General features: G+C 70.8%; 17 protein-coding genes and 2 riboswitches. Of the genes, 8 read left to right on the forward strand and 9 right to left on the reverse strand.

Going from position 1 to position 17,023, the window contains the following annotated elements; translation table 11 throughout:
• Window positions 1–12: 12 nt before the first annotated feature.
• Genes E6R62_RS18195 through E6R62_RS18210 form a run of 4 tightly spaced genes read right to left on the reverse strand, consistent with a single transcriptional unit; the run spans window position 13 to window position 2,674 of the window.
• Window positions 13–843, reverse strand: a complete 831-nt coding sequence (locus tag E6R62_RS18195) for an ATP-binding cassette domain-containing protein (RefSeq protein WP_136214511.1) — start codon at window positions 841–843, stop codon at window positions 13–15.
• A complete protein-coding gene (cbiQ, locus tag E6R62_RS18200; protein WP_136214512.1) occupies window positions 840–1,589 on the reverse strand; it encodes a cobalt ECF transporter T component CbiQ in 750 nt (249 codons plus the stop codon). The genes E6R62_RS18195 and cbiQ overlap by 4 nt, the downstream gene beginning before the upstream one ends.
• Before the next feature lie 3 nt (window positions 1,590–1,592).
• Window positions 1,593–1,976, reverse strand: a complete 384-nt coding sequence (locus tag E6R62_RS18205) for an energy-coupling factor ABC transporter substrate-binding protein (protein WP_136214513.1) — start codon at window positions 1,974–1,976, stop codon at window positions 1,593–1,595.
• Window positions 1,976–2,674: an energy-coupling factor ABC transporter permease gene (locus tag E6R62_RS18210; protein WP_136214514.1), complete on the reverse strand. Its 699-nt coding sequence runs from the start codon at window positions 2,672–2,674 to the stop codon at window positions 1,976–1,978. Before E6R62_RS18210 ends, E6R62_RS18205 begins: the two co-directional genes overlap by 1 nt.
• Before the next feature lie 28 nt (window positions 2,675–2,702).
• A riboswitch (cobalamin riboswitch) is annotated at window positions 2,703–2,929 on the reverse strand.
• Window positions 2,930–3,011: 82 nt separating this feature from the next.
• On the opposite strand from E6R62_RS18210, the gene E6R62_RS18215 reads away from it, so the two are divergent.
• Entirely contained in the window at window positions 3,012–3,743 is a 732-nt protein-coding gene (locus E6R62_RS18215; protein ID WP_136214515.1) for a flavodoxin family protein, read from the forward strand.
• An 18-nt stretch (window positions 3,744–3,761) separates the two neighbouring features.
• Here E6R62_RS18215 and E6R62_RS18220 read toward each other — a convergent pair whose 3' ends face one another.
• The gene (locus E6R62_RS18220; RefSeq protein ID WP_136214516.1) at window positions 3,762–4,253 is read right to left on the reverse strand and encodes a hypothetical protein; all 492 of its coding nucleotides are present in this window, start codon (window positions 4,251–4,253) and stop codon (window positions 3,762–3,764) included.
• A 194-nt stretch (window positions 4,254–4,447) separates the two neighbouring features.
• On the opposite strand from E6R62_RS18220, the gene E6R62_RS18225 reads away from it, so the two are divergent.
• Window positions 4,448–5,035: a hypothetical protein gene (locus E6R62_RS18225; RefSeq protein ID WP_136214517.1), complete on the forward strand. Its 588-nt coding sequence runs from the start codon at window positions 4,448–4,450 to the stop codon at window positions 5,033–5,035.
• A gap of 87 nt (window positions 5,036–5,122) precedes the next feature.
• Here the strand turns inward: E6R62_RS18225 and E6R62_RS18230 are convergent, their stop codons facing one another.
• From E6R62_RS18230 to gcvT, 4 genes are all read right to left on the reverse strand, one after another.
• A complete protein-coding gene (locus tag E6R62_RS18230; protein WP_136214518.1) occupies window positions 5,123–6,505 on the reverse strand; it encodes an L-serine ammonia-lyase in 1,383 nt (460 codons plus the stop codon).
• 281 nt (window positions 6,506–6,786) lie between these two features.
• Entirely contained in the window at window positions 6,787–8,043 is a 1,257-nt protein-coding gene (gene glyA, locus E6R62_RS18235) for a serine hydroxymethyltransferase (protein WP_136214519.1), read from the reverse strand.
• A 15-nt stretch (window positions 8,044–8,058) separates the two neighbouring features.
• Window positions 8,059–8,439 carry a glycine cleavage system protein GcvH gene (gene gcvH, locus E6R62_RS18240; protein ID WP_136214520.1) on the reverse strand — a complete coding sequence of 127 codons (381 nt, stop codon included), beginning with the start codon at window positions 8,437–8,439 and terminating at the stop codon, window positions 8,059–8,061.
• A 112-nt stretch (window positions 8,440–8,551) separates the two neighbouring features.
• A complete protein-coding gene (gcvT, locus tag E6R62_RS18245) occupies window positions 8,552–9,667 on the reverse strand; it encodes a glycine cleavage system aminomethyltransferase GcvT (protein WP_136214521.1) in 1,116 nt (371 codons plus the stop codon).
• Between the two features lie 161 nt (window positions 9,668–9,828).
• A riboswitch (glycine riboswitch) is annotated at window positions 9,829–9,932 on the reverse strand.
• 213 nt (window positions 9,933–10,145) lie between these two features.
• Here gcvT and E6R62_RS18250 point away from each other — a divergent pair.
• The 6 genes from E6R62_RS18250 (at window position 10,146) to E6R62_RS18275 (ending at window position 17,007) form a co-directional block, all read left to right on the forward strand.
• Window positions 10,146–10,769 carry an ATP-binding protein gene (locus E6R62_RS18250; protein WP_240801747.1) on the forward strand — a complete coding sequence of 208 codons (624 nt, stop codon included), beginning with the start codon at window positions 10,146–10,148 and terminating at the stop codon, window positions 10,767–10,769.
• 146 nt (window positions 10,770–10,915) lie between these two features.
• Window positions 10,916–11,650, forward strand: a complete 735-nt coding sequence (locus E6R62_RS18255; protein WP_136214522.1) for an enhanced serine sensitivity protein SseB — start codon at window positions 10,916–10,918, stop codon at window positions 11,648–11,650.
• A gap of 59 nt (window positions 11,651–11,709) precedes the next feature.
• On the forward strand, window positions 11,710–12,450 hold the full coding sequence (locus tag E6R62_RS18260) for an enhanced serine sensitivity protein SseB C-terminal domain-containing protein (RefSeq protein ID WP_136214523.1): 741 nt from the start codon (window positions 11,710–11,712) through the stop codon (window positions 12,448–12,450).
• A gap of 553 nt (window positions 12,451–13,003) precedes the next feature.
• A complete protein-coding gene (locus E6R62_RS18265) occupies window positions 13,004–13,996 on the forward strand; it encodes an ABC transporter permease (protein ID WP_136214524.1) in 993 nt (330 codons plus the stop codon).
• A 41-nt stretch (window positions 13,997–14,037) separates the two neighbouring features.
• Window positions 14,038–15,795 carry an ABC transporter substrate-binding protein gene (locus E6R62_RS18270; protein ID WP_136214525.1) on the forward strand — a complete coding sequence of 586 codons (1,758 nt, stop codon included), beginning with the start codon at window positions 14,038–14,040 and terminating at the stop codon, window positions 15,793–15,795.
• Window positions 15,796–16,005: 210 nt separating this feature from the next.
• Entirely contained in the window at window positions 16,006–17,007 is a 1,002-nt protein-coding gene (locus E6R62_RS18275) for an ABC transporter permease (protein ID WP_136214526.1), read from the forward strand.
• Window positions 17,008–17,023 lie beyond the last annotated feature (16 nt).

Genomic DNA, 17,023 nt, shown 5'->3' on the forward strand with positions numbered 1-17,023 from the left:
GACGCGTCCCGTTCAGCGGGCCTGGGCCCAGGCGGTCAGTGCCTCCGGCGTCCCGGGACCCGGCGCGTCCCCCTCCAGCAGGCCCCTGGCCCTGAGGAAGGCCGTCACGGCCGGGGACCACGCCTGGCGCAGCCCCGCCGACGCCGGCAACTCCGGGTCCGCCAGCAGGGCCGCGGCCGGGCCGAAACGCACGCCCGCCGGGGTGAGGACCGCCGCGTCGTCGGCCCAGCGCACCGCGAGGTCGACGTCGTGGGTGGCCATCACCACCGTCGTGCCGTCCGCGCGCAGGGCCGCCAGCGCGTCCAACAGCCGCTCCTGCCCGTCCGGGTCGAGTCCGGCCGTCGGCTCGTCCAGGATCAGCACCCGTGGCGCCATCGCGACCGCGCCCGCGATCGCCGCCCGCTTGCGCTGCCCGTACGAGAGCAGGTGCGTCGGCCGGTCCCGCAGGGCGGTGATGTCCAGCGCGGCCAGCGCCGAGTCCACCCGCGCCCGTACCTCCGTCAGGGCCAGACCCATGTTCATGGGGCCGAAGGACACGTCCTGCTCGACCGAGGCGGCGAACAGTTGGTCGTCCGGGTCCTGCACGACCAACTGCACCTGCTTGCGCAACCGGGTCAGCCCCGCCCGGTCGTACGCCACCGGCGCGCCGTCCAGCCGCAGTTCGCCGGAGCCCGGCCGAAGGCCCCCGCTCAGCAGCCGCATCAGCGTGGTCTTGCCGCTGCCGTTGCGGCCCAGCAGGACCAGCGCCCGGCCCTCCGCGATGGCGAAGTCCACGCCGGACAGCACCGCCGGCCCGTCCTCGTACGCGTAGCCCGCGCCCACCAGTTCCACCAACGGGTTCACAGGTACATCCCTTTCAGGGTCAGGGTGAGGGCGACCAGCGCGCCCAGCAGGGCCGCCGACGCCGCGAGGAACCGCCACGACAGCGCCGCCCCCGGCACCAGCACCCGCAGCGCCCCGTCGTAGCCCCGCCCGGCCAGCCCCTCCTGGAGCCGCGCCGCGCGGTCGAAGGCCCGTACGAACGAGGTAGCGGCGAGCCCGGCCAGGGAACGCCACAGCGCCGCCCGGCCCGTGTGCCCCAGCCGGGCCGCCTGCGCCCGGTGCACCTGGGCGGTCGAGTCGAGGAGCAGGAAGCCGATCCGGTACATGACCAAGGCCACGTCCACGACGGGGGCCGGCACCCCGGCCCGGACGAGCCGGGGCAACACGTCCGACACCGGGGTGGTGAAGGCGAACAGCAGCACTCCGAGCGAGGCCGCCGAGGTGCGCAGCAGCAGGTCCACCGCGTGCCGGGGGCCGTCCGGGGCCGGCGAGAGCGGCCCCGCCGGGCCACCCACCGCGACCAGCAGCGGGAGCGCCCCGGTGAGGCAGAAGCTCAGCGGGACGCGGAAGGCCCGCCACAGCTGCCGTCCGGCGACCCCGGCCGGACCGAGCAACAGGCCCAGGGTCGCCGCCGCGACCAAGGGGCCGCCGGGCCAGGGCGGCAGCGCGACGGCGGTGAGGGTGAGCCCGAGCCCGAGCAGCGCCTTCTCCAGCGGATGGCGTCGGCGCCAGCGGCTGCCGTGCGCCGCCACGTCGATGGGAAGCACCGGCTAGGACTCCTCGGAGGGCGCCGGACGGACCTCCGCGCCCCCGTCGTGCCCGCCCGGGCCGTGCCCGCCCCGGCTCTGCGCCAAGCCCTGGCGGCGGCCCCTGCGCAGTCCGAAGTAGTAGGCGAGCACACCCGCGCCGAGGGCCGCCTGGAGGGCGAACAGCGCCGACTCGACCTCGGCGGAGGGGGGTTCGTACAGCGGGGAGAACCACGGCTTGTAGTCCGGCCGGATCTCGGTGATCGCCGATTCTGCCTGGCTGTCGGCGCCGCTGAACGGCTCCTCCTTGCCCTCGCCCATGCCCAACGCGACGGGCAGGACGGCGAGCGCGGCCACCAGGAGCAGCAGCAGGACGTTGATCTTCGTGTTCTTGCTCGTGCCGCCCATCAGGCCGCCGCCTCCCGCTCGTCGCGGGTGCGGACCGTCAGCTTGGCGACGCCCAGCCGGACCAGGTCCGAGGTGCTGGACTGCATCAGCAGTCGCATGACGAGCACGGTCAGCAGCCCCTCGCTGACGGCCAACGGGATCTGCGTGACCGCGAAGATGCCGCCGAACTTCGCGAGGGCGCCGGCGAATCCGCTCGCCGGGTCCGGGAAGGCCAGCGCCAGTTGCACGCTGGTCACGCAGTAGGTGACGAGGTCGGCGAAGAACGCGCCGAAGAAGACGGTCACCATCAGCGGCACGTCGAACCGCTTGAGCAGCCGGTAGACGCCGTATCCCGCCCAGGGCCCGGCGATCGCCATCGAGAAGGCGTTCGCGCCCAGCGTGGTCAGGCCGCCATGCGCGAGCAACAGGGCCTGGAACAGCAGGGTGATGGTCCCGAGCACGGTCATGACCGGGGGCCGGAACAGGATCGCGCCGAGCCCCGTCCCGGTGGGATGGGAACAACTGCCGGTCACCGACGGGATCTTGAGCGCCGACAGGACGAACGTGAACGCCCCCGACGCGCCGAGCAGCAGTGTGCTCTCCGGGTTCGCCTTGACCTCGCGGGTCAGGGCGCGGACACCGTGTACGACGAAGGGGGCGGCCGCGACGCCCCAGGCGGCCGCGTGCAACGGGGGCAAGAAGCCCTCGGCGATATGCATGAGTGGGGAGACCTCTCCAGCACCTCGTGGATGGACAACGCGCCCCGGCCGGTCTCCTGGCTCACGGGTGCTGACGCCCTGACTCCGCCTTCCCGGGGCCGTGCGGTCTCCCGCGCGGGCCCAGTGGCTTCCCGCTGGGGGCACCTCCCGGACTGAGCGTCTGGGGGAGAGTGGAGCCGGACTTCCCGATCACAGTGGCGAGGGCCGCACCGGTTTCCCACCGGTTTCCCGAACACCAAGGCCTCTTGACCCTAGTCGGCCGTCCGGACGGGTCACAACCCGACCCGTCCGCGCGCGCCCGCCGGCGACCGCGTCCGGTGCGACGCAGGGTGGTGGGATGACCGACGACTCCGCATCCCGGCAGACTCCCCACTACGGGGACCTGAGCGCCCTCTACGTGAACTGCACCCTCAAACGGTCCCCCGAGACCAGCAACACCGAGGGCCTGATCGCACGCAGCCGCGCGGTCATGGAGGCCGCCGGGGCCCGGACCTCGCTCGTCCGCGCCGTCGACCACGACATCGCCACCGGTGTCTGGCCCGACATGACCGAGCACGGCTGGGAGAGCGACGAGTGGCCCGTCCTGTACAGCCGGATCATGGACGCCGACATCCTGGTGCTGTGCGGCCCGATCTGGCTCGGGGACAACAGCTCGGTCATGAAGCAGGTCATCGAGCGGCTGTACGCCTGCTCCTCGCTCCTGAACGACCGGGGCCAGTACGCCTACTACGGCCGGGTCGGCGGGGCGCTCATCACCGGCAACGAGGACGGGGTCAAGCACTGCGCGATGAACGTCCTCTACAGCCTCCAGCACCTCGGCTACGCGATCCCGCCGCAGGCCGACGCGGGGTGGATCGGCGAGGCCGGGCCGGGGCCCTCGTACCTGGACCCCGGCTCGGGCGGTCCCGAGAACGACTTCACCAACCGGAACACGACCTTCATGAGCTGGAACCTCATGCACCTGGCCGCCCTCCTCAAGAGGGCCGGCGGCATTCCCGCGCACGGCAACCAGCGCTCGGAGTGGGACGCCGGGTGCCGCTTCGACTTCCCGAACCCCGAGCACCGGTAGCCGCGGCTCGCGGCGGCCTCAGCAAGTGGCCGGGTGCGGGAAGTCCAGGACGAACCGCTCCGGGGAGTGCAGCACGCTCGTGTTGTAGGTGGGCGGGGTGTCGAAGGCCGCGCCGAAGGTCACGTACCCCTCGAAGTCGCCGGTCAGGGCGATGCCCTTGAGCTTGCTCAGGGCGATCTGCTGGAGCTTCGGCCCCACGTAGACGTTGTGACCGGCGTCGTCGTGCGCGGCGGCGGGGTGCAGTCTGATCTCCAGGAAGTACTTCCCCGGCAGCGGGACGGGCTTGCCGGACCCGTCGTAGACGAGTTGGGATACGGGCGTGACGGTGACCGGCGGGGCGGCTCCCTGGAGGTCGACGACGAGCCGGTCGTAGGTGCAGTGGCCGCCCCAGCGGGCATTGGTGACCAGCGTGGTCGAGGCGGCCGAGGCCGGCGCGGCGAGCGCGACCCCGGCGGTGAGCAGAGCGCCCGCGAGCAGTGCGGTGACCTGGCGGCGACGTACGTGCTGCATGACGTCCCCTCGATTCTGGGAGACGGGGACAAGGGTGACACTGCCGAAGACGCCCGGGGGGCCGCAGCGGTTGCACGGATCACGCCGTGGCGGCGTGCCTTTCCTGGCAGGGTGGCGGCCTGGACATGGACCGTGCGACAGGGGAGCACCGGATGCGCCGTCACCGCCTTCACACCCGCCTTCACCGTCATGCCGTGATCACCGCGGCCCTCGTCCTCGCGGCCACCGCCTGCGGAAGCGGCGACGAGGAGGTCTCCCAGGAGGGCAAGGGCGGCTACCCCTGGGTCGCCACGGACGAGATATGCAACGCGCTGCCGTACGGCGAACTGGCCGACCCGCTCGGAACCCGCGAGGACGTGGCCGACCGCACCCGCCGGACCACCGGGGGCTACCCGGGCGCCGAGTGCGTCCAAAGGCTCGTCCGGAGCGGCCCCGCGACCTACGGCGGAGTCAAGGTCGAGCTGGATTTCGCCTACGTCCCGAGCGTCGACGACGCGAAGGCGGTCTTCGCCAAGGTGCGGGGCGACGCGGGCAAGGACTCGCCGGGCGGCGCCCCGGTCGACGTCAAGGGCGTGGGCAGGGAGGCGTACCGTCTCCTCTACTCCAAGCCGGACGATCCGCACCAGGTCAGGCAGCTACGGGTGCGGGACAGCAACCTCATGCTGGACATCACGGTCACCGGGGAGGCGGACAAGCCGCCCACCCCCGAGAGCCTCAAGGCGCTGGACGACGCCGTGAACGCCTTCGCCAAGGGCTGTCTGACCTCGATCCGCAGGAAGTAGCGCGAGGACGACGAAAGGGCCGGGCGCACACCCGCCCGGCCCTCCCGTCGGTACCCGCCGGCCGCCGTCAGCGGCTCCGGCGTCGGGTCAGCACTCGATGACGTTGACCGCGAGGCCGCCGCGGGCGGTCTCCTTGTACTTGACCTTCATGTCGGCGCCGGTCTCCTTCATGGTCTTGATGACCTTGTCCAGGGAGACCTTGTGCGAGCCGTCGCCGCGCATCGCCATCCTGGCCGCGGTGACGGCCTTGACCGCCGCCATGCCGTTGCGCTCGATGCACGGGATCTGGACCAGTCCGCCGACCGGGTCGCAGGTGAGACCGAGGTTGTGTTCCATGCCGATCTCGGCCGCGTTCTCGACCTGCTCCGGGCTGCCGCCCAGGACCTCCGCGAGCGCGCCGGCCGCCATCGAGCAGGCCGAGCCGACCTCGCCCTGGCAGCCGACCTCGGCGCCGGAGATCGAGGCGTTCTCCTTGAAGAGCATGCCGATCGCACTGGCCGCGAGGAGGAAGCGCACCACGCCGTCCTCGTCGGCGCCCGGCACGAAGTTCATGTAGTAGTGCAGCACGGCCGGGATGATGCCGGCGGCGCCGTTCGTCGGGGCGGTGACCACCCGGCCGCCTGCCGCGTTCTCCTCGTTCACGGCCATCGCGTAGAGGGTGATCCACTCCATCGACAGCGCCTGCGGGTCGCCCTCGGAGCGCAGCTTTCGGGCCGTGGTCGCGGCGCGGCGCTTGACCCGCAGACCGCCCGGGAGGATGCCCTCGCGGGACATGCCGCGCGCCACGCAGGCCTGCATGACGCGCCAGATCTCCAGGAGGCCCTCGCGGATCTCCTCCTCGGTACGCCAGGCCTTCTCGTTCTCCAGCATCAGCGCGGAGATCGACAGGCCCGTCTCGCGGGTGAGGCGCAGCATCTCGTCACCGCTGCGGAACGGGTACTTCAAGACGGTGTCGTCGAGCTTGATCCGGTCCTCGCCGACCGCGTCCTCGTCGACGACGAAGCCGCCGCCGACCGAGTAGTACGTCTTCTCCAGCAGCGGCGCGCCGGCGGCGTCGTACGCGAAGAGCGTCATGCCGTTCGCGTGGTAGGGCAGCGACCGGCGGCGGTGCAGGATGAGCTGGCTCGGCTCGTCGAAGTCGATCTCATGGGCTTCGCCTATCTCGGCGCCCATCAGGCGCAGCCGGCCGCTCCGGCGGATGCGCTCGACCTCGGCGTCGGCGTTCTCGACGTCGACCGTGCGGGGGGAGTGACCCTCCAGGCCCAGCAGGACCGCCTTGGGGGTGCCGTGGCCGTGGCCGGTCGCGCCCAGGGAGCCGAACAGCTCCGCGCGGACGGAGGCCGTCTGGGCGAGGGCACCCTCCTTCTTCAGGCGGGTCACGAACATGCGCGCCGCCCGCATCGGGCCGACGGTGTGGGAGGAGGAGGGACCGATGCCGATGGAGAAGAGGTCGAAGACGGAGATGGCCACGGTGGCGAGACTCCCTTGTCTGCTCGTGGGGTGGGAGAGGGGCACAGGAGAGCGGGTCGATCAGCGGAGGTGATCAGGGAGGTTTGGTCGGATTTTGTCCGACGGTCGAGCTTAACGCGGCGAGGTGAACGACCCCCCTGTCCGGAAGGGCCACAAGGGGAAGCACGGGTGTGCGTCGGCTCACATCCCGGGCTGCGACCGGGGGTCGACAAGGCGTGAAACCAGGCGTGAAAAAGGGGCCCGGGCCTGTGGGAACAGGCACCGGGCCCCGCCCGGTCGCGTCAGAGCGTCGGGTACAGCGGGAACTTCGCCGCGAGCGCGGAGACGCGCGCCTTGAGGGCGTCGCTGTCGTACGCCGGCTTGAGCGCCTGCGCGATGATCTCGGCGACCTCAGTGAAGGCCTCGGCGTCGAAACCGCGGGTGGCCAGGGCCGGCGTACCGATCCGCAGACCCGAGGTGACCATCGGGGGCCGCGGGTCGTTCGGGATGGCGTTGCGGTTGACCGTGATGCCGACCTCGTGGAGTCGGTCCTCGGCCTGCTGACCGTCCAGCTCCGAGTTGCGCAGGTCGACCAGGACCAGGTGCACGTCGGTGCCGCCGGTCAGGACGTCCACGCCCACGGCCTTGACGTCGTCCTGGACCAGGCGCGCGGCGAGGATCTTCGCACCCTCCAGGGTGCGCTCCTGGCGCTCCTTGAACTCGGGCGACGCGGCGACCTTGAACGAGACGGCCTTGGCGGCGATCACGTGCTCCAGCGGGCCACCCTGCTGACCGGGGAAGACCGCGGAGTTGATCTTCTTCGCGAGCTCCTGCGTCGACAGGATGACACCGCCGCGGGGACCGCCGAGGGTCTTGTGCGTGGTGGTGGTGACGACGTGGGCGTGCGGGACCGGGTTCGGGTGCAGGCCCGCGGCGACCAGACCGGCGAAGTGCGCCATGTCGACCATCAGGTACGCGCCGACCTCGTCCGCGATGCGGCGGAAGGCGGCGAAGTCCAGCTGACGGGGGTAGGCGGACCAGCCGGCGACGATCAGCTGCGGCTTGGACTCCTTGGCGAGGCGCTCGACCTCGGCCATGTCGACCTGGCCGGTCTCGTCGACGTGGTACGGGACCACGTTGTAGAGCTTGCCGGAGAAGTTGATCTTCATGCCGTGGGTCAGGTGACCGCCGTGGGCCAGGTTCAGGCCCATGATCGTGTCGCCCGGCTTGAGCAGCGCGAACATGGCGGCGGCGTTCGCCTGCGCGCCCGAGTGCGGCTGCACGTTCGCGGCCTCGGCGCCGAAGAGCGCCTTGATCCGGTCGATGGCGATCTGCTCGACCACGTCGACGTGCTCGCAGCCGCCGTAGTAGCGGCGGCCGGGGTAGCCCTCGGCGTACTTGTTGGTCAGGACCGAGCCCTGGGCCTCCATGACGGCGACCGGAGCGAAGTTCTCCGACGCGATCATTTCCAGGGTCGACTGCTGGCGCACGAGCTCGGCGTCGACGGCGGCGGCGACGTCGGGGTCGAGTTCGTGGAGAGGGGTGTTCAGTACGGACATCAGGATCCCCTGGGGTCAGTTACCGGCGGTGAGCTTGGCGTACTCGTCGTCGGAGAGCAGGTCGGCCGGCTCCTCCGTGACGCGTACCTTGAAGAGCCAGCCACCCTCGAACGGGGCCGAGTTCACCAGCGACGGGTCGTCCACGACGTCCTGGTTGGCCTCGACGACCTCACCGGTGACGGGGGAGTACAGGTCGCTGACCGACTTGGTCGACTCCAGCTCGCCACAGGTCTCGCCCGCGGTCACCGTGTCGCCGACCTCGGGGAGCTGTGCGTAGACGACGTCACCGAGCGCGTTGGCCGCGAACTCCGTGATGCCGACCGTCGAGACGCCGTCCTCGGCGTTCGACAGCCACTCGTGCTCCTTGCTGTAACGCAGCTGCTGGGGGTTGCTCATGACCTGATTCTCCTGGATGCGGGGGAGTGGATACGAACGGTGGTCTCGGGTACTGGGACGCCGCCGCGCGGCCCTGGCGTGCGGCGGTGACGCGGTACGGGTCGCGGCCGGGCTACTTCTGCCGCTTGTAGAACGGCAGGGCCACGACCTCGTACGGCTCATGCGTACCGCGAATGTCCACGCCGACGCCGGAGGTGCCGGGCGCGGCGTGCGCCGCGTCCACGTACGCCATCGCGATCGGCTTGCCCAGCGTCGGCGACGGGGCGCCGGAGGTGACCTCGCCGATGACCTTGCCGTCGGCGACCACCGGGAAGCCGGCGCGCGGGACCCGGCGCCCCTCGGCGATCAGCCCGACCAGCTTGCGCGGCGGGTTCGTGGTGGCGCGCTCGGCGGCGGCCTCCAGCGCGGAACGGCCGACGAAGTCGCCCTCCTTCTCGAACTTCACCACGCGGCCCAGACCCGCGTCGAACGGGGTGAGGGAGGTGGTCAGCTCGTGCCCGTACAGCGGCATGCCCGCCTCCAGGCGCAGCGTGTCACGGCAGGACAGGCCGGCCGGGACCAGCCCGACGCCCTCGCCCGCCTTCGTCAGCGCCTGCCACAGCTCCACGGCGTGCTCCGGGGCGACGAACAACTCGAAGCCGTCCTCGCCGGTGTAGCCCGTACGCGCGATCAGCGCGGGGACGCCGGCGACCGTGCCGGGCAGGCCCGCGTAGTACTTGAGTCCGTCCAGGTCGGCGTCGGTGAGGGAGGCCAGGATGCCGGGGGACTCGGGGCCCTGGACGGCGATCAGCGCGTAGGCGTCACGGTCGTCGCGGACCTCGGTGTCGAAGCCGGCGGCGCGCTCGGTCAGGGCGTCCAGGACGACCTGGGCGTTGGAGGCGTTCGCGACGACCATGAACTCGGTCTCGCCGAGGCGGTAGACGATCAGGTCGTCGAGGATTCCGCCGTCCTCCCGGCAGATGTGCGTGTAGCGGGCGCGGCCGACGCCGACGGTGGAGATGTTGCCGACCAGCGCGTAGTCGAGGGCCTTGACGGCCTCGGGGCCGGTCAGGGTGATCTCGCCCATGTGGGACAGGTCGAAGAGACCGGCCTTCGTGCGCACGGCGTTGTGCTCGTCGCGCTCACTGGCGTAGCGCAGCGGCATGTCCCAGCCCGCGAAGTCGGTCATGGTCGCACCGAGCGAGCGGTGCAGCGCGTCGAGCGCGGTCAGGCGGGGGGCAGTGCTCATGGGTGTGGCTCCCGGGTCCCAGGGCATGACATGACGAGGACGATCCTCCCCATCTGTCATCGGAACCTGAGAGGTTCGCCGAGAGTTCCCGCACCGGGCGGAACGCGTCTTCGGCTTGCACCTTGGGTGGAGCTGTCGAACAGCCCGCTTTTCAGATCTGCCTCATCCACGCGGTACGGGGCCTGAGAGATTCAAGGGAGGAACTTGCTCCTTCGGCGCCCGGGCACGGCCTCACGGCGTGCCGGGACTCTCCCGCGCGGATTCAAGCGGCCGGTATGCAGTTGGTGTCCAGATGGCGCACATCATTGCACGAGGTGGGCGGGCGTGGGCGGGCGGCCCCGAAAGTCCGTGCGGACGCCGGCGGGGCTTGGGCGGCGGCGGGACCGGACGGCCCGGAACCGGGTGGGCCGGATTGCCGTCTCTTTACATTCACGGTCCGGGGGAGGCGATCACTGTGCGGAGGTTCGGAGTGCCGGCTTTGACGGGGACCCTCGACGGGGTCCCGGCGCAGCGGCCGGCGCCGGCGCGGCCGGGGCGGGTACGCGACCTGCGCGGGTCGCGGGCGGCGGGGCCGAGACGGCTGGGCTTCGCGGCGGGGGACATCGTGGTCGTCTCCGGCCTGCCCGGCGGCGGCAAGAGCACGCTGATCAAACGGGCCGCGGGGGGCGGCGCGATCGACTCGCAGGACACGCGGGAGCGGTGGGAGCGGCGGACGCGGGGGGTCCTTCCCTACGCCCTGTACCGGCCGGTGGTGCGGGCGGCGCACTACTGGGGGCTGTGGCGGGTGGTGCGCTCGGGGGCGTCGGTCGTGGTGCACGACTGCGGGAGCCAGACCTGGGTGCGCCGGCTCCTGGCGGGGGCGGCGCGCAGGCGTGGCCGGGCGCTGCACCTGCTGCTGCTGGACGCCACCGCGGGGGAGGCGCTGGCCGGGCAGGCGGAGCGGGGGCGGCGGGTGTCGGCGTACGCGTTCGCCCGCCACCGGGCGGCGGCGGCACGCCTGATCCGCGCCGCGGAAGCGGGCCGCCCCCCGGCGGGCTGCGCCTCGGTGACCCTCCTGGACCGCCCCTCCGCCGCCGCGGTCACCCGTATCACGTTCCACTAACGGAACCCCCCTCTCCATCCCGAGACCCCGCCCCGGGAGGGGGCCCGCCGGCACCGGCGGGACGGCGGTGTGACCCGGCGCTCGCGGGGCGGGGTGGACGGATTAGGGTCAGCGGGACAACGCGGAGCGACAGGCGGAGGCGGCACATGCACGGCGGCGGGTGGCCCGACAACGAGTTGGAACACGTGCTCGGCGCGGCCCTGGGGCAGGCGGACGCCGGGGCCCGCATCCTGGAGGTGCTCGGCCGCAGCCGGGTCTGGGTGCCCCTGCCCGCCGGCGGCAGCCCCGAGCACACCGCCCTCAACCTCCCCACCATGCTCATCGGCGGCGAGGCCTACGTCCCCGTCTACAGCTCCGAGACCCAGTTCCGCGTCTGCGTCGGCACCGCCATGGACTTCGCCGTCGCCCCCGCCGTCGAGTTCGCCCGCGGCCTGCCCCCGCAGCTCGGCATCGCCCTCAACCCCGAGGGCGCCGTCGGCGTCCCGCTCCCGCCGCCCGCCGTCGCGGAGCTCTGCCGCACCGGCCGCACCCCCCTCGACGGCCCCGCCACCGGCGGCCGTGTCCGGCTCTTCGAGCCCGACTGGCAGGACGACCCGGTGGACTTCCTCGCCGCCGCCGCCGAGGAGTTCCGCGCCATCGGCGTGGTCGCCGCCGCCCACCGCTGCCTCGCCAGCGTCGAGGGCGGAGCGCCGCAGTTGTACATCGGTGTCCGACTGGTGGGATGGGACACCGAGTCGCGGAACGCCCCGCTGGAGGCCCTCGGCCGCGCCCTGACCCGCGTACCTCCGCCCTGGCCGGTGCAGTTGATCCTCCTCGACGCCGCCCAGGACCCGGTGGTCGACCACATCCGTGAGCGCGTACGCCCCTTCTACCTCCCCTAGGGCCGCTTAAGCTGGGGGCCGATACGCGTGGATGACGGGCGGACGAAGAGGGGTACCGGGTGAGTGCGTCAGGCACGGCCGCGGCCGGGCAGGTCGAGCACATGCTGCGCCAGGTGACTCCCGGGCGCTATGAGAGCTACGAGTCGCTCCTGCACGCCCTCGCCGAGGGCCGCCTGTGGATGCTGCTCTGGCAGGGCAGGCCGGGGTCACCGGACGCCCAGTACGGCGGCATGGAGGTCGACGGCCTGGGCTACGCGCCCTGCGTGACCTCCCCGCAGGAGCTGGCCGCCAGCGGGTGGAACCGCGGCTACGAGGTCGTCACCGGCCGGGACATCGCCCGGGCCCTGTACCCGGACCGCTGGGGCCTGTGGCTCAACCCCCACGCCCAGGGCGGCGGCCTCGGCCTTCCCTGGGCGGACCTGCGCCGGATCGCCACCGGCCTCGACCGGATGCCGGCCGGTCCGCTGCGGCTGTCCGAGCCGGCGCTGGAGCTGCCCCAGTTCTACGGGTTGTTGACCCAGCACGCGCACCGCACGCCCGCCGTGCGCTCGCTCCGCCGCGCCTGGGTGCAGCCGTCGCTGGGGTCGGCGTACCTGGCGGTGGGGCTGGACCTGTACGACGCCTCCGCGCCCGCGCTGGAATCCGTACGGGAGATGATGCGGCAGTCGGTCGGGGCGGTACCCGAGGGCGTCCCGGTGTGCACCGTCGCGCTCGCGGACGAGCACGATCCGGTGGCGATGTGGCTGCGTTCGCAGACCCGCCCGTTCTACGACCGCGAGGGCCAGGCTCCCTCGTACTAGGCCGAAACGGGACGCCCCACCCGAGTCGCACGCACCGGAATCTTTCCCTCCGCAAGCGCGCCCATGTTTTGAGACAGCGGTAACGAGCCAACGCGAGGCCGCCGGGACCCACGGTCCCCGGCGGCCTCTGGCTTGTCCGGATATCGCCGCCGTTGTGAGCCTGAAAAGCACTCCCCTCATGCGAGTTGGGGCAGATGTCCGGTTGCGTACCGAACGGACGGTCTTGCTCCGCTGAGGTGTGAGCGCAGTCCGGATAACGGGAATCGGAGCGTCAGATCACGGTTGCGCATCCATTCAACTGCGGGTCTGGCGGCTGGTCGAGCGCCCGATGAAGACTCCCCACCCAAGAGCCGCTCAGTCCTCCAGGACGCGGTTCGAGACGTGATCCGTACCCGTGGTCCCGCACCGCGGTTTCCGCAGAACTTCCCGCACTTCCTGCACTTCACACGCGTTCAGCGTGTCCCACGCACTCCGAGCGCCACTCCGCACCAACGCCGCCACAGCGGCGGGCATGGGCCGGCACATCCGTCGGCCGAGAGGGGTCCCCACCACGATGACGGCACCACTGCACGACACGAGCGCGGAGACGCCCGCACCCGTGTCCGTAGCCGACGTCCCTGCCAAGGCCATCGAAGGCCGCTCGCCCGGCCGCATCGCCTGGATGCGGCTCAAGCGCGACAAGGTCGCGTTGACCGGCGGCGTGGTCGTGATCTTCCTGATCCTGGTGGCGGTCTTCGCGCCGCAGATCGTGAGCCTGCTGGGCCACCCGCCCAACGAGTTCCACGAGGACATGATCGATCCCGACCTCGGCACGCCGATCGGCTCGTTCGGCGGCGTGAGCTCAGACTTCCTGCTGGGCGTCGAACCCACCAACGGACGCGACGTTTTCAGCCGGATCGTCTACGGCGCCCGCATCTCCCTGATCGTCGCCTTCCTCGCGGCCTTCGTCTCGGTCGTCATCGGCAGCCTGCTGGGCGCGCTGGCCGGCTTCCTCGGCGGCTGGGTCGACGGCATCATCAGCCGCCTGATGGACCTGCTGCTGGCCTTCCCGCAGTTGCTGTTCACCATCGCGCTCGTCTCGGTGGTCCCCAACAGCCTTCTGGGGCTGGAGGGTTCCAGTGTCCGCATGGCGGTGCTGATCGTCGTCATCGGCTTCTTCGGCTGGCCGTACATCGGCCGCATCGTCCGCGGCCAGACGATGTCGCTGCGGGAGCGGGAGTACGTGGAGGCGGCACGCAGCCTCGGCGCGGGCCGCGGGTACATCCTGATCAAGGAACTCCTGCCGAACCTGGTCGCGCCGATCCTCGTCTACTCGACGCTGATCATCCCGACCAACATCCTGACGGAAGCGGCCCTCAGCTTCCTCGGCGCAGGCGTCAAGCCGCCCACCGCCTCCTGGGGAAAGATGCTGTCCGACGCCATCCCCATCTACCAGGACGACCCCATGTACATGGTGGTTCCCGGTATCACGATCTTCATCACCGTCCTGGCGTTCAACCTCTTCGGGGACGGGCTGCGCGACGCACTCGACCCCAAGGGCAGCTGAACCGCTCTTTCGATTCACCCACTTCTGGAGGTTGGACAACCGTGATCCGCAGAAAGCAGGCACTCGCGATCACCGCCGTGATCGCCGCCCTGTCGCTGACCGCCGCGTGCGGTGGCGACGACACCAAGAAGGCGGAGGGCGACAAGGGCGACAAGGGCTACAGCGGTGCCGCCACCGGCGTCGTGAACGCCTCCGACGCCAAGGGCGGTGAGCTCAAGCTCTGGTCCCCCCAGGACGTCGACTTCCTCGACCCGGCGCGTGCCTACTACGGCTTCGTGTGGAACATGCAGCGCCTGTTCATACGCCAGCTCTACGCGTACGACAGCAAGCCGGGCGCCGCGGGCACCAAGCTGGTCCCGGACCTCGCCGAGGGCGAGCCCGTCCTGAGCAACGACGGCAAGACGTACACCGTCAAGATCAAGGACGGCGTGAAGTTCGAGGACGGCACGCCGATCACCTCGAAGGACTTCAAGTACGGCATCGAGCGCGTCTTCGCGCAGGACGTGCTGGCCGGCGGCCCGACCTACCTGATCGACCAGCTCGACCAGGGCCAGAAGTACCAGGGTCCCTACAAGGACACCGACCCGGACAAGATGGGTCTGAAGTCCGTCCAGACGCCGGACGACCACACGGTCGTCTTCAACCTGGCGAACGCGAACTCCGACTTCAAGTACCTGCTGGCCATGCCGTCCTCCTCGCCCGTCCCGGCGGGCAAGGACACGGGTGCCACCTACACCAACAAGCCGGTCTCCACGGGCCCGTACAAGGTCGAGAGTTTCGCCTCCGGCAAGGGCGCGACCTTCGTCCGCAACGAGAACTGGGACCCGAAGACCGACACGATCCGCAAGGGTCTGCCGGACAAGGTCACCTTCACGGTCACCACCAACCCGGACGACATGGACCAGCGCCTGCTCTCCGGCGACATCGACCTCGCCGTCGACGGCACCGGTGTCCAGCAGGCCGCGAAGAACAAGATCCTCAAGGACGCGAACCTCAAGAAGAACGCGGACAACCCGTTCACGGGCTACATCCGCTACTTCGCCTTCCCGCAGACGGTCGCGCCGTTCGACAACGTCGAGTGCCGCAAGGCCGTCATCTACGCGGCCGACCCGAAGTCGCTGCAGAACGCCCGCGGCGGCCCGACGAGCGGTGACCTCGGCGCGAACATGCTGCCGCCCGGTGTCCCCGGCGCCGACAAGTCCTACGACCCGTGGAACCTGACCGCGGGCAAGCCGCAGGAGGACAAGGCGAAGGCCGCCCTCAAGGCGTGCGGCAAGCCGGACGGCTTCGAGACCACCATCGCGGTCCGCAACAACAAGGCCCCCGAGGTCAAGTCGGCCGAGTCCCTCCAGGCCTCGCTCGCCAAGGTCGGCATCAAGGCCACGATCGACCAGTACGACGGCAAGCTCTCCTCCTCCACCATCGGCTCGCCCGACAACGTGAAGAAGAAGAACTACGGAATCATCGTCATGGGCTGGGGCGCCGACTACAACTCCGGCGCGGGCTTCCTCCAGCCGCTGGTCGACGGTTCGTTCATCGCGCAGACCGGCAACAACAACTACACGATGCTCGACGACCCGGAGGTCAACGGGCTGTTCGACAAGGCCGCCGCGGCCGCCACGCCGGACGCCGCAGCGCCGTTCTACACCGACATCAACAAGAAGATCATGGAGAAGGCGCTCTACCTGCCGATCAACTTCGACAAGGCGCTCGTCTACCACAACCCGCGCCTGACGAACGTCTACTTCAACGACTCCATGGGCAAGATCGACCTCGCGGTCCTCGGCGTCGCCAAGTAGCCCGCGGGCACGGCAGCCAGTAGTCGGCGCCCAGTCGTCCGACCGTCCGGCGGCCCCGCGAGGCGGCCGCCGGACACCAGAAGGTCAGCAAGTACGTAAGTAAGTGCCTTCACCGCACATGCGCTAGTCCGAAGGGCAGGTGAAGGCCGCAGGCGGCGGTCGTCGTCCCCACGAGGGGCGGCGACCGCCCGCCCCGGGCGGCCGACTGCAGTGCTCGTCTACCTCATACGGCGGCTGTTCAACGTCGCCGCCACGCTGCTGGTGGTCTCCGTGGTCACCTTCGGCATCTTCTTCGCGGTCCCGAAACTGACCGGCAGCGATCCCGCGCTCATGTACGCCGGCCGCGAGACCAACCCGACCGCCCTGGCCGGCATCCGCGTGAAGATGGGCTTCGACAAGCCCATCTCCGAGCAGTACTGGGTGTTCCTCAAGGGCATCTTCGTCGGCCGCGACTACGACGCCGGCACCGAGGTCACGCACTGCGCGGCACCGTGCTTCGGCTACTCCTTCAAGAGCGAGGCCCCCGTCTGGGAGACCATGCTCGACCGCATGCCGGTCACCCTCTCGCTCGCCCTCGGCGCGGCCGTGATCTGGGTGATCGCCGGTGTGGCCACCGGAGTGGTCTCCGCGCTCAAACGCAGGACCGCCATCGACCGGACCGTGATGATCGGAGCGCTCGCCGGCGTATCCCTGCCGATCTTCTTCACCGGCATGGTGGCGCCCGCGATCTTCGTCTACGGCCTGGGCTGGTTGGACGTGTCCAACTACAAACCCCTGACCGAGGATCCATTGGCCTGGCTCAACAGCCTGATCCTGCCCTGGGTCACCCTGGCCTTCCTCTTCGCCGCCACCTACGCCCGCATCACCCGCGCCACCATGCTGGAGGTCCTCGGCGAGGACTACATCCGCACGGCCCGCGCCAAGGGCCTCAAGGAGGGCGTGGTCATCCGCAAGCACGCCCTGCGCTCCACGCTCACCCCGATCGTCACCATGTTCGGCCTCGACCTCGGCGGCCTGCTCGGCGGCGCGGTGCTCACGGAGACGACCTTCAACTTCCAGGGCCTGGGAACGGCGGCCGTCGCCGCCATCAGCCAAGGTGACCTCCCCGTCATCATGGGCGTCACCATGCTCGCCGCGCTGTTCGTGGTCCTGGCCAACCTGATCGTGGACCTGCTGTACGCCGTCATCGACCCGCGCGTGAGGCTGACGTGACCGACAACCCCTCCAG

Origin of the sequence: Streptomyces sp. A1136 (assembly GCF_004795055.1) — a bacterium.
Lineage (GTDB): Bacteria > Actinomycetota > Actinomycetes > Streptomycetales > Streptomycetaceae > Streptomyces.